The organism is Bradyrhizobium sp. 18BD (assembly GCF_054185225.1).
The window spans coordinates 222851-235007 of sequence record NZ_JAVAYL010000007.1 but is presented as its reverse complement, the minus strand read 5'-3'; the positions used below and the strand labels follow the sequence as shown (position 1 = coordinate 235007).

Sequence of the window (12157 nt, the reverse complement as noted above, 5' to 3'; positions counted from 1 at the left end):
CGGCCAGAGAGCCGCGCGAGGAGGATCCCAATGGAAGATAACGGTCGCGAATCCGACCATCTGATGCTGATCACGCCGGAGCGGGTGTTCTATGCCGGCCTGCTCGGACGGCCCCGCAAGCGGACCCCGGGCTGTTGCCATGTTTATGTGGCGGTGAAGGGCAACCTGCACCTGACCATCGACGACGTCCTCGCCACCGCCGAGCTGTTCGTCACGCTGCCGAACCAGCGGCATTCCATTGCCAGCGACTACCGCACCGCGATCAGCGTGACGCTCGAGCCTGAGAGCATGCCGGATGGCGTGCTGGAGGTCCTGGCCCAGCGGCTGATGGGACCGGACCGCGCGGTCTATGCCCGAAAAATCCTCGCCGCCTACGCGCTGCTGCGCCAGCGCCGCTATGGCGACATCACCACCGCCGAGTTCGACGAGATGTGCTTTGGCGAGGCGCTGCCCCGCCGCGTGCTCGATCCGCGCGTGACGCGCGCCGTCGCCCGCATCGAACGCTTCTCCGGCGAGCCGGTGACGGCCGACACCTGCGCGGCCGAAGCGGGCCTCTCCGCCTCGCGCTTCCTGCATCTGTTCAAGGAGGAGACCGGCATCTCGTTCCGCTCCTTCCGGGCCTGGAAGCGCGCGCGGCATCTGCTGCACTTCGCCAACCAGGATCTTAACCTCGCTCATCTCGCGCAGGACATCGGCTATCCCGACAGCACCCATTTCAGCCATTCGATCCGCCGCTTCTACGGCCTGAAGCCGCGCGCGATCTTCGTCGGCTCGCGGGACCTTGCGATCTATCGGAGCAACGAGACGGTGAAGCTCGCGGAAGCGAGCTAGCCCCGCTCCCGTAGGGTGGGTTAGCGCAGCGTAACCCACCTCTTCTGCTTCCGCGGAGCAGGACAGTGGTGGGTTACGCCTTCGGCTAACCCACCCTACGATTCGTCGTTTTTCCCAGCTTCTCCGCGCAAGAAGCCGCACGCTCCCGCATCACATGATCGCCAGCGTTGAATTCTCAACGTGCGAGATATTTTTGGCATGAGCGACACGGCCGTCATCACCTGCGCGCTGAACGGCGTGCTCACCGACCCCAAGCAGCACAACGTGCCCGTCACGCCCGAGCAGATGGCGCGCGAGGCCAAGGCTGCGTTCGATGCGGGCGCGTCGATCATGCACATCCATCTCCGCCAGCAGGCTCCGGGCAAGGGACACCTGCCCTCGTGGGAGGTCGCCGTCAGCAAGGAGATCCAGCAGGCGATCCGCGAGGCCTGCCCCGGCGTCATCATCAATCACACCTCGGGTGTCTCCGGGCCGAACTACTCCGGCGCGCTGGACTGCATCCGCGAGACCAGGCCGGAGATTGCCGCCTGCAACGCCGGCTCGCTGAATTATCTGAAGGTGAAGGCCGACAACACCTGGGCCTGGCCGCCCATGATGTTCGACAACGCGGTCGAGAAGGTGAAGGACTATCTCGACGTCATGAATTCGGTCGGCACCATTCCCGAGTTCGAATGTTTCGACGTCGGCATCGTCCGCTGCGTCGGCATGTATCACCAGGTCGGCATGTACAAGGGCCCGCTCGAATATAATTTTGTGATGGGCGTTGCGTCCGGCATGCCTGCTGATCCCGACCTGCTGCCGATCCTGATCAAGCTGAAGCGGCCCGAAGCGCAGTTCCAGGTCACCGCCATCGGTCGCGAAGAGATCTGGCCGCTGCACCAGCGCTGCGCCGAACTCGGCGGTCACTTGCGCACCGGTCTCGAAGACGCGTTCTATCTCGCCGACGGCAAGAAGGTGACGTCGAACGGACAGCTGATCGAGGCCATCGCCGCCTGCGCCCGTCGCGCCGGCCGCGAGATCGCAAGCCCCGCCGAGGCGCGGAAGATCTTTGGGACGAACAGGTAAGCGCGGCGTCAGCCGTCATTGCGAGCGAAGCGAAGCAATCCAGAATCTTTCCGCTGAGGCAGTCTGGATTGCTTCGTCGCTCCGCTCCTCGCAATGACGGGTAAGGTAGAATTATGTCCATTCTCGAAAACACCATTTCCCTCGGCAGCACCACCTACCACGCCAACCGTGACGGCATGCTCGCTCTGATCGACCGCATGCGCGCGCTGGAAGAGCGCACGCGGGCGGCGTCGGCGGCGGCGAAGGATCGCTTCCACAAGCGCGGGCAGTTGCTGCCGCGCGAGCGTGTCGCGCTGGTGCTCGATCCCGGTGCGCCCTTCATCGAGCTGTCGACGCTTGCCGGCTACATGTTCGACGTGCCGGATGCGGCCAAGAGCGTGCCCGGCGGCGGTGTCATCGCCGGCATCGGCTTCGTCTCCGGTATCCGCTGCATGGTCAGCGCCAATGACGCCGGCATCGATGCCGGCGCGCTGCAGCCCTACGGCCTCGACAAGACGCTGCGGGTGCAGGAGCTCGCGCTGGAGAACAAGCTGCCTTACGTGCAGCTCGTGGAAAGCGCCGGCGCCAATCTGCTGCGCTACCGCGTCGAGGACTTTGTCCGTGGCGGCAACATCTTTCGCAATCTCGCGCGGCTCTCCGCGGCGGGCCTGCCGGTCGTCACCGTCACGCACGGCTCGTCCACCGCCGGCGGTGCTTATCAGACGGGGTTGTCCGACTACATCGTCATGGTACGCGGCCGCACCCGCGCCTTCCTCGCCGGGCCGCCCCTGCTGAAGGCTGCGACCGGCGAGATCGCGACCGAGGAAGAGCTCGGCGGCGCCGAGATGCACACGCAAATCTCCGGCCTCGGTGACTATCTCGCCGAGGACGATCGTGACGCCCTGCGCATCGCGCGCGAGATCATGGCGGCGCTGGAATGGGAGCGGCCAGGCCGGGTGTTGCCGGAATTCAAGCCGCCGCGCTACGACCAGGACGAGCTGCTCGGCATCATGCCGATGGACCACAAGCGCACCGTGGATATGAAGCAGGTGATCGCGCGCATCATCGATGATTCCGATTTCACCGAGATGGCGCCGAATTACGGCCCGGCCACCGTCTGCGGCCATGCCCGCATCGAGGGCCAGGCGATCGGCATCATTACCAACAACGGCCCGCTCGATCCCGCCGGCGCCAACAAGGCGACGCATTTCATCCAGGCCTGCTGCCAGACCCGCACGCCGATTCTCTATCTCAACAACACCACCGGCTACATGGTGGGCCGAGCCTATGAAGAAGCCGGCATGATCAAGCACGGCTCGAAGATGATCCAGGCGGTGACGTCTGCGACGGTGCCGCAGATCACCATCTATTGCGGCGCCTCGTTCGGTGCCGGCAATTACGGCATGTGCGGGCGCGGCTTCGATCCGCGCTTCTGCTTCTCCTGGCCCAACGCCAAGACCGCCGTGATGGGCGGCGAGCAGGCCGCCGAGACCATGGCGATCGTGACCGAGGCCGCCGCCGCGCGCCGCGGCAAGCCGATCGAGAAGGACAAGTTAGAGGCCATGAAGGCGCAGATCGTCGGCGTGTTCGACGGCCAGATGGACGTGTTCTCGACCAGCGCGCGCGTGCTCGACGACGGCGTGATCGATCCGCGCGACACCCGCGCGGTCCTCTCGGAAGTGCTGGCGATCTGCCGCGAGGGGGATTCGCGCACACCCCAGCGCATGCAGTTCTCGGTGGCCCGCCCATGAGGAACGGATCAGTGCCGCACCGGCCGTTCTTCAAGGTCTTGGTCGCCAATCGCGGCGAGATCGCGTTGCGCGTGATGCGCAGCGCGCGGCAGCTCGGCCTCGGCGTCGTCGCGGTCTATTCGGATGCGGATCGCGATGCGCTCCACGTCAAGCAGGCCGATCAGGCGGTGCGCATCGGCGAAGCCCTGCCGGCGCAGTCCTATCTCAACATTCCCGCGATCATTGCCGCGGCCAAGGCAAGCGGCGCGGACGCCGTTCATCCCGGCTATGGATTCCTCGCCGAGAACGAGGATTTCGCGCAGGCCTGCAAGGATGCCGGCCTCGTCTTCATCGGCCCGTCGCCGCAGGCGATCGAGGCGATGGGTAACAAGGCCGGCGCCAAGGAGATCATGAAGAAGGCCGGCGTTCCCTGCGTGCCTGGCTATCAGGGCACTGATCAGGGCGACGAGGTGACGCTCGGGGAAGCCAGGAAGATCGGCTTCCCCGTGATGATCAAGGCGGTTGCCGGCGGCGGCGGCCGCGGCATGCGGCTCGTGACTGACGCGGCTTCCTTCGGCGATGCCCTGCGCAGCGCGCGGTCCGAAGCGAAAGCGGCGTTCGGCGATCCCACGGTCATCCTCGAACGCGCGATCCAGAATCCCCGCCACATCGAGATCCAGGTGTTCGGCGACAGCCATGGCAACGCCATTCATCTCGGCGAACGCGACTGTTCGGTGCAGCGGCGACACCAGAAGCTGATCGAGGAGGCGCCGTCACCCGCGGTGACTCCGGAGTTGCGCGCAAAAATGGGCGAGGTCGCGGTCGCTGCGGTCAAGGCGCTCCGTTATGAGGGTGCCGGCACGCTGGAATTCTTGCTCGATCAAGGCGGCGAGTTCTACTTCATGGAGATGAACACGCGTCTCCAGGTCGAGCATCCCGTGACCGAGGCGATCACCGGGCTCGATCTCGTTGAGCTGCAGCTGCGCGTCGCGCGCGGCGAGGCGCTGCCGGTGAAGCAGCAGGACATCCGCTTCGCAGGCCACGCCATCGAGGTGCGGCTCTGCTCGGAAGATGCTGCGCAGGACTTCATGCCGCAGTCCGGCCGCATGGCGCGCTGGCAGGTGCCTGACCGCGTCCGCGTCGAGCACGCGCTGCAATCGGGCTCGGAGATCCCGCCGTTCTACGATTCCATGATCGCCAAGGTGATCAGCCATGGCGCCACGCGCGAGGAGGCGAGGGGGCGGCTGATCGTCGGCCTCGAGCAGCTCACGGCGCTTGGTGTGACCACCAACCAGGCGTTCCTGATGTCGTGCCTGCGTCATCCCGGCTTTGCCAGGGGCGAGGCGACCACGGCGTTCATCGGCGCGCACCGCGATGAACTGCTGGCGCCGTCGGCGAATGCCGCATTCGATACGGCGCTAGCGGGCCTGCTGCTCTACGTCACCAATCCGCGCGCGCCGTCATGGCAAAGTGGCCGGAGCCTGTCGGCGACGTTTCCCCTGCCGGCGAAGATCGAGATCGCCGGCCACGCGCACGAGCTCGACATCACCCGCGAGCGCGATGGCAGCTTTACCGTCGCAACTGGCGGCCGGCAGGACAGGTTCGAGATCGGGCAGCTCGATCCCGACGCGATCCGCTTCCGCCATGACGGTGTGATGGACAGCGCAAAGTTCCTGCGCGATGGCGATCGCCTGTACGTCCAGCATCGCGGCATCCCGCTCGCGGTAATCGATCTCACGCTCGCTGCGCCGAAGGCTGCCGCAAGCAACGGCGGCGACGGCAAGGTCCGCGCCGCCATGAACGGCCGCGTCGTCGCGGTCCTGGTCAAGCCGGGCGACCGCGTCACCGCCGGTCAGCCGGTGATGACGCTGGAAGCGATGAAGATGGAGCACGTCCACAAGGCCGGCATCGACGGCGTGGTCGCCGCGATCGACGTCGCTGAGGGCGAGCAGGTCACGACAGGCAGGATCGTCGCGGAGATCGGGGCCGGCTAGCGCGGCGAACGCAGTCTCGTAGGGCGGGCAAAGGCGCGAAGCGCCGCCCTCCGTCTCTCCATGATTGAAGGGTGGTGGGCACGCTTCGCTTTGCCCACCCTGCGGCACCTCGTGCGTGGTCAAAAACACAAGTAATTTCAATAAGAAAACAGACCGTAACGCCGCGCGAATAATCTCTATTGAACATTGTTCATTTGTGATGTATATGTACTGAACATTGTTCAATTCATCTAGAGGCACGCATGTTTCGCACCGATGAGCACACCCAAGCGACGGCTGCCACGCTTCTGTCAGCGCCCCGCCGACTCTCTTTTGTGCCGCTGCAAGCCCACGAAAAATACCTGCTCGGCGCGCTCCTTGTCCTCGCAATGGCGGCGCTTCTCGCGCCCGCGCTGCCGGCCGCCGGTTGGCACATCCCGCATTTCGTCGACACCCGTGGCTGGCTGGGGGTGCCCAACGCCGGCGACGTGCTGAGCAATCTCGCCTTCCTCGCGATGGGCGTCTGGGGTTCGGAGCGGCTGCGCGCCCGCAAGGATGCGCCGGTGGGTGCAAGCTGGCTTTTCGTCGGACTAATCCTCACCTGCCTGGGCTCCGGGTTCTATCATCTGGACCCCGACATGCCGCAACGGCTCATCGCCGATCGCCTCGGCATGGCGGTGGCGTTCGCGGGCTTTCTCGGCATCGCGGCCAGCGAGCGCATCAGCGTGCGCGCGGGTGAGGCGGTGCTGGTGCTGATGATGGTTGCGGGCCTGCTCGCGGCCTGGGTGGCACGCGAAAATCTCACGCCATGGGTGGTCGTGCAGTTCGGCGGCATGGCGCTCGCCGTGGGCCTGGCGTTGACGAAGCCTCGGCTCGGTGCGCTCGGCGTGCCGCTTGGCGGCGTGATCGTCTTCTACGTGCTCGCAAAGCTTTTCGAGCTCGGCGACGCCACCATTTACGAAGCGACAGGGCACCTCGTCTCGGGCCACACGCTCAAGCACCTCTCCGCCGCGCTGGCGGCATGGCCGGTGATCCGGGCGCTACGGCCTACTGGCCTCGCCCCGTCCCCTCGTTGAGCAAGCACGCCACCTGGTGCCCGTCGCCCGCGTCCACCAGCGCCGGCCGCTCCGTCTTGCATCGCTCCATCGCAAACCGGCAGCGGGTGTGAAACGCGCAGCCGGAGGGCGGGTTCACCGGGCTCGGCACGTCGCCGTCCACCAGCGGCGCGAGCCGTTTCGCCAGCGGATTGGCGATCGGCACGGAGGCGAGCAGGGCTTGCGTGTAGGGGTGGCGCGGGTTGCGGAACAGCTCGTCCTTGTCGGCGATCTCGACGATGCGGCCGAGATACATCACGGCGACGCGGTGGCTGATATGGGCGACCACGGCGAGGTCGTGCGCAATGAAGAGATAGGAGAAGCCGTGCTGGCGCTGCAGGTCGATCAGGAGGTTGATCACCTGCGCCTGGATCGAGACGTCGAGCGCCGAGACCGGCTCGTCGCAAACGATCAGCCGCGGCTCCAGCGCCAGCGCTCGCGCGATGCAGATGCGCTGGCGCTGGCCGCCTGAAAATTGATGCGGGAAATTGCGCATCTGGTCGGGCCGCAAGCCCACCTGCTCGAACAGCTTTGCGACACGCGCCTCCAGCGCCTTGCCGGTCGCGAGCCCGTGCACGGCCAGCGGCTCACCGACGATGTCGCCTGCAGTCATGCGCGGATTGAGCGAGGCGAACGGATCCTGGAACACGATCTGCATCGAGCGGCGATGCGGCCGCAGCGCCGTCTTGGACAGGCGCGTGATGTCCTCGCCTTCGAGGCGAATCTGGCCCGAGGTCGGCTCCACCAGCCGCAGCACGCTGCGCGCCACCGTCGACTTGCCGCAGCCGGATTCGCCGACCAGGCCGAGCGTCTCGCCGGCGCCAAGCGAGAACGAGACGCCGTCGACCGCATGCACGGTGCCGACCTGCCGGCGCAGAACGCCGGCGCGCACCGGATAATGTTTCTTGAGGTCGGTGACCTCGAGCAGGGCTTCGGTCATGCCACCTCCGCCACTTCAGCCGCGCGCCAGCAGGCGGCGAGATGGCCGCCGCCCCAATCGGTCAGCGGCGGATATTCGGCCTCGCAGCGTTTCACCGCGAGCTTGCAGCGCGGCGCGAAAGCGCAGCCCTTCGGCAGCCGCACCAGCGACGGCACCGTGCCGGGAATTTCGTTCAGCCGCTCCTGCACCGCGACGCCCGAGGCCGGCACCGCAGGGATCGAGGCCATCAGCCCGCGCGTATAGGGATGCTTCGGCGAAGCGAACAGCGCCTCGACACTGGCCTCCTCGACCTTTCGCCCGGCATACATCACGATCACCCGCTGCGCGGTCTGCGCGACGACGCCGAGATCGTGCGTGATCAGCACGAGCCCGGTGCCGAGCTCCTTCTGGAGATCGAGGATCAGCGCCAAAATCTGTGCCTGGATGGTGACGTCGAGCGCAGTGGTCGGCTCGTCCGCGATCAGCAGCGCCGGCCGGCACGCCAGCGCCATCGCGATCATCGCGCGCTGGCGCATGCCGCCGGACAGCTGGTGCGGATATTCGCGCGCGCGCCGCGCCGGCTCGGGAATGCGCACCAGACGCAGCATCTCGACCGCGACATCGCCGGCTTCCTTGCTCGACAGGTTCCGATGCAGCCGTACCGCCTCGACGATCTGGTCTCCGATCCGGATCACTGGATTCAGCGAGGTCATCGGCTCCTGGAAGATCATGGAGATGCGGTTTCCCCTGATCGCGCGCATCTGCGCTTCGTCCAGCGCCAGTAGATCGGTACCCTCGAGCGTAACAGAGCCACCGACGATGCGGCCCGGTGGATCGGGCACGAGCCGCATCAGGGAGAGCGCGGTGACGCTCTTGCCGCAGCCGGATTCGCCGACGATCGCCAGCGTCTCGCCGCGCTTCACCGTGAAGGAGAGGTCGTCCACCGCCCTGAACAGGCCGGAGTTCGTGAAGAACACCGTCTTCAGGTTCTTCACTTCGAGCACGAGATCGGATTGTTTCGCCATCAGCCGCGCTGCCGGGGATCGAGGATGTCGCGCAGGGCGTCACCGAACAAATTTGCGCCGAACACGGCGAGGCTGATGGCGATGCCAGGGAAGATCACCAGCCACGGTGCGGTGCGGACATATTCGGCGGCGGATTCCGAGAGCATGCGGCCCCACGACGGATAAGGCTCGGGAATGCCGAGGCCAAGGAAGGAGAGGGAAGCTTCGGTGAGGATGGTCGAGCCGAGCTGCGCGGTCGCCAGCACGATCAGCGGCGCCAGCGTGTTCGGCAGCACGTGGCGGAGCGCGATGCGGACCTCGCTCATGCCGATCGACTTGGCGGCCTCGACGAAGGGCTGCTCGCGCAACGCCAGCGTGTTGGCGCGGATGACGCGTGACACCGTCGGGATCAGCGGGATCGCGATGGCGATGATGACGTTCGGCAAGGATGGGCCGAGCGCGGCCGTCATGATCAAAGCGAGCACCAGAAGCGGCAGCGCCTGAAGGATGTCGGAGACGCGCTGGAACACGAGGTCGACCCAGCCGGAGAGATAGCCAGAGGTGAGGCCGACGATGACGCCGATGGTGCCGCCGAGCGCGGTCGAGCCGATGCCGACCGCGAGCGAGATCCGCGCGCCGTGGATGATGCGGCTGAACACGTCGCGGCCGAATGAATCCGTGCCCATCCAGTGCGCCCAGCTTGGACGCGCCAGCGCACGCGCGGCATCGACCGTGAGCGGATCATAGCGCGCGATGAAGTCGGCGAAGATCGCGGTGAGCACGAAAATCGTCATGATGACGAGCCCGGCCGCGCCCAGCACATGCCGCTGCGCCAGGAACAGCACGCGCCGCCAGCCGCCGGTTGCATGCGCCCCGGCGCGTCTCAGCTCAACGTCAAAGTCGATCGCGGCCAACCTGATCTCCTAATCCGTGTATCTGATCCGCGGGTCGAACACCGCGTAGAGCATGTCGACGGTGAAATTCGCGAACACGACGACCACGGCGATGAACATCACGAGGTTCTGCACGATCGGGTAGTCGCGCCAGCGGATCGCCTCGACCAGGAAGCGTGCGACACCGGGGATGTTGAACACGGTCTCGGTGACGATCAAGCCGCCGATCAGGAACGCCGCCTCGATGCCGATCACGGTGATGACCGGCAGGATCGCGTTCTTCAGCGCGTGGTGATAGTTCACCGCCGCATCCGATGCGCCCTTGGCGCGCGCGGTGCGGATGTAGTCCTGTCGCAGCACCTCCAGCATCGAGGATCGGGTGATGCGCATGGTCAGCGCGGCGCTGCGGAAGCCGACGGCGGCGGCCGGCACGGCGTAGGTCGTGAACGCCTCGAGCCAGGTCTGCGGGTTGGGATTGAAGATCGGGATCTGGCCGAACATCGCCACCGCCGCGGTGAGGATCAGCAGGCCGAGCCAGAATGAGGGCAGCGACAATCCACTGAGGCTGACCACGCGCAGCGCGTAATCGAGCCGCGTGCCCTGTTTGACCGCGCTGATGACTCCCAAGGGAATGCCGATCGAGGCCGAGAACAGCAGCGCAAGGCCTGCGAGCCGCGCGGTGATCGGGATCCGCGGCAGGATCTCCTGCAGCGCGGGCTTCTCCGAGACATAGGAGTAGCCGAAATCGCCGCGCAGAAATCCGCTGATCCAGTGCCAATATTGCACGATCAGCGGCTGGTCGATGCCGAGCTCCTTCTCCAGATTGGCCTTGTCGGCGGGATCGACATAGCCGGCCGCAGCGAACAGGATGTCGACGATGTTGCCGGGCACGACGCGCAGCAGGAAGAAGATGACGATCGAGATCCCGAACAGGGTCACGAGCATCAGGAACAGGCGCCGCACCAGATAGGCAAACATGCATCGCCTCCTGTCGAACCCGCCGGCCGCCTGCTACTTGTCCAACCAGACGTCCTCGTAGCGGTACCCATTGTACGAGCTGTTCGACATGATCGTCACGCCCCTGACGTAGGGCTGCCAGCAGCTGCCGGTGCGCGCGTGGAAGATGATCGGGCGCGCGACGTCCTCCTGCAACTTCTTGTCGATGTCCCACACCAGCTTTTTGCGCTTGGCGATATCGGTCTCCTGCGACTGCACGTCGAACAGTTTCTCGATCTCCTTGTTGCAATAGTTGGTGTAGTTTCGCTCGGAACCGCAGGAATAGTTCTCGTAGAACGACTGGTCGGGATCGTCGACGGCGTTGCCGGTCAGATTGAGCCCGAGCATGTAGTCCTTGCGGGCGATCTTCGGGAACCAGTTCGCGGTTTCGACCACGTCGAGCTCGCCGTCGATATAAATGCTCTTGAGCTGGTCGATCAGGATCACCGTGGGGTCGCGGTAGACCGGGATGTTGCGGGTCGAGACCTTGACGGCGAGATGCTTGTCCGGGCCGTAGCCGGCCTTCTGCATCAGCTTCTTGGCCTCCTCGCGGTTGGCGTTCACGTCGGGGCCATAGCCCGGAATTGTCTCGAGCATCTCCTTCGGCATGCCCCACAGCCCATTCGGGGGCGGCAGCATGGTGCCGCCGACGTCGCCCTGGCCCTCGAACATGATCGAGATGAACGATTTGCGGTCGAGCGCCAGCGCCATGGCGCGGCGGATGTCGATATTGTCGAACGGTGCCGACGTCGAGTTGACGATGATGTTGGTCGCGACGTTGTTCGGCTCGACCACGCAGACCGCGTTCGGCGCCTGCGATTTCACGTCCTTCAGCAAGGGAATGCTGACCTCGGTCGGGAACGTCATGTCGAACTTGCCGGCGACAAAGGCGAGGATCGCGGTCGAGCGGTTCGGGATGATGGTGAACTCGATGCCGTCGAGATAGGGCCGGCCCTTGCGCCAGTAATCCGTGTTGCGCGTCAGCTTGATCGACTCATTGGCCTTGAACTCGACGAATTTGAACGGGCCGGTGCCGATCGGGTGCGTGCGCATGTCGCCGGGCGAAACGTGGCAGGGATAGACCGGCGTGTAGCCGGAGGCGAGCAGCGCCAGCAGCGACGGCTGCGGCCGCTTCAGGTTGAACGAGACCTCGAGATCGCCATTGGTCGAGATGTCGTTGACCTGCTCGTACCAGGACTTTCGAGGGTTCTGGCGGAACTTCTGCTGCGACTTGCCCATCAGCATGTCGAAGGTGCATTTGACGTCCGCCGAGGTGAACGGCTTGCCGTCGTGCCATTTCACCCCCTGGCGCAGCTTGAAGGTCAGCGTCTTGTTGTCATTGACCCAGGCCCAGCTCTCGGCGAGCTCCGGGACGATGTTGTTCATCGTGTTCTGGGCCTCGTCCTGCTTGTAGATGACGAGGTTGTTGAACACGGGCATGAAGGGAACATTGAGCGAATAGGTCGCGCCTTCATGGATCGAGGCGTTGCCGGGGCTGTCGCGGTGATACATCCGCAAAATACCGCCCTGCTTGGGCTCGCCGGCGAATGTAATGGTCGAAAACGCCAGCAAAGATAGCGCCGCCGCCGCGGCGAGCGCCCGCACGCTCCGCATCCTCGTCCTCCCTGGACATTTGTCTTTTGGGCCTTTTCTGGCCTGTTTGTCAGGACGAT

10 protein-coding genes are annotated in these 12157 nt (G+C 65.4%); 5 read left to right on the top strand and 5 right to left on the bottom strand.

All coding sequences use genetic code 11. From position 1 onward, the window contains the following. Positions 1 to 30 precede the first annotated feature (30 nt). From RAD16_RS15480 to RAD16_RS15460, 5 genes are all read left to right on the top strand, one after another. On the top strand, positions 31 to 831 hold the full coding sequence (locus tag RAD16_RS15480; protein ID WP_458158746.1) for a helix-turn-helix domain-containing protein: 801 nt from the start codon (positions 31 to 33) through the stop codon (positions 829 to 831). A 198-nt stretch (positions 832 to 1029) separates the two neighbouring features. Further along, complete coding sequence (locus RAD16_RS15475) at positions 1030 to 1896, top strand: 3-keto-5-aminohexanoate cleavage protein (RefSeq protein WP_458158745.1); 867 nt, start codon at positions 1030 to 1032, stop codon at positions 1894 to 1896. 113 nt (positions 1897 to 2009) lie between these two features. Further along, entirely contained in the window at positions 2010 to 3626 is a 1617-nt protein-coding gene (locus RAD16_RS15470; RefSeq protein WP_458158744.1) for an acyl-CoA carboxylase subunit beta, read from the top strand. Beyond that, a complete protein-coding gene (locus RAD16_RS15465) occupies positions 3623 to 5599 on the top strand; it encodes an acetyl/propionyl/methylcrotonyl-CoA carboxylase subunit alpha (protein WP_458158743.1) in 1977 nt (658 codons plus the stop codon). Before RAD16_RS15470 ends, RAD16_RS15465 begins: the two co-directional genes overlap by 4 nt. Before the next feature lie 242 nt (positions 5600 to 5841). Then, entirely contained in the window at positions 5842 to 6654 is an 813-nt protein-coding gene (locus RAD16_RS15460; RefSeq protein ID WP_458158742.1) for a hypothetical protein, read from the top strand. Here the strand turns inward: RAD16_RS15460 and RAD16_RS15455 are convergent. Genes RAD16_RS15455 through RAD16_RS15435 form a run of 5 tightly spaced genes read right to left on the bottom strand, consistent with a single transcriptional unit; the run spans position 6626 to position 12098 of the window. Beyond that, on the bottom strand, positions 6626 to 7612 hold the full coding sequence (locus tag RAD16_RS15455; protein ID WP_458158741.1) for an ABC transporter ATP-binding protein: 987 nt from the start codon (positions 7610 to 7612) through the stop codon (positions 6626 to 6628). The two genes, RAD16_RS15460 and RAD16_RS15455, sit on opposite strands and share 29 nt — an antisense overlap. Next, positions 7609 to 8616 (bottom strand): ABC transporter ATP-binding protein, encoded by a 1008-nt coding sequence (locus RAD16_RS15450; protein WP_458158740.1) that lies wholly within the window; start codon positions 8614 to 8616, stop codon positions 7609 to 7611. Before RAD16_RS15450 ends, RAD16_RS15455 begins: the two co-directional genes overlap by 4 nt. Next, the gene (locus RAD16_RS15445; RefSeq protein ID WP_458158739.1) at positions 8616 to 9509 is read right to left on the bottom strand and encodes an ABC transporter permease; all 894 of its coding nucleotides are present in this window, start codon (positions 9507 to 9509) and stop codon (positions 8616 to 8618) included. The genes RAD16_RS15450 and RAD16_RS15445 overlap by 1 nt, the downstream gene beginning before the upstream one ends. A 9-nt stretch (positions 9510 to 9518) precedes the next feature. Next, positions 9519 to 10466: an ABC transporter permease gene (locus RAD16_RS15440; protein WP_458158738.1), complete on the bottom strand. Its 948-nt coding sequence runs from the start codon at positions 10464 to 10466 to the stop codon at positions 9519 to 9521. Between the two features lie 33 nt (positions 10467 to 10499). Further along, positions 10500 to 12098 (bottom strand): ABC transporter substrate-binding protein, encoded by a 1599-nt coding sequence (locus RAD16_RS15435; RefSeq protein WP_458158737.1) that lies wholly within the window; start codon positions 12096 to 12098, stop codon positions 10500 to 10502. Positions 12099 to 12157: the final 59 nt, after the last annotated feature.

Excerpts from the sequence above, each read along its gene's own strand:
- RAD16_RS15450 (WP_458158740.1), bottom strand. The coding sequence starts at position 8,616 with ATGGCGAAACAATCCGATCTCGTGCTCGAAGTGAAGAACCTGAAGACG.
- RAD16_RS15435 (WP_458158737.1), bottom strand. The coding sequence starts at position 12,098 with ATGCGGAGCGTGCGGGCGCTCGCCGCGGCGGCGGCGCTATCTTTGCTG.
- RAD16_RS15480 (WP_458158746.1), top strand. The coding sequence starts at position 31 with ATGGAAGATAACGGTCGCGAATCCGACCATCTGATGCTGATCACGCCG.
- RAD16_RS15475 (WP_458158745.1), top strand. The coding sequence starts at position 1,030 with ATGAGCGACACGGCCGTCATCACCTGCGCGCTGAACGGCGTGCTCACC.
- RAD16_RS15465 (WP_458158743.1), top strand. The coding sequence starts at position 3,623 with ATGAGGAACGGATCAGTGCCGCACCGGCCGTTCTTCAAGGTCTTGGTC.
- RAD16_RS15470 (WP_458158744.1), top strand. The coding sequence starts at position 2,010 with ATGTCCATTCTCGAAAACACCATTTCCCTCGGCAGCACCACCTACCAC.
- RAD16_RS15460 (WP_458158742.1), top strand. The coding sequence starts at position 5,842 with ATGTTTCGCACCGATGAGCACACCCAAGCGACGGCTGCCACGCTTCTG.
- RAD16_RS15440 (WP_458158738.1), bottom strand. The coding sequence starts at position 10,466 with ATGTTTGCCTATCTGGTGCGGCGCCTGTTCCTGATGCTCGTGACCCTG.
- RAD16_RS15455 (WP_458158741.1), bottom strand. The coding sequence starts at position 7,612 with ATGACCGAAGCCCTGCTCGAGGTCACCGACCTCAAGAAACATTATCCG.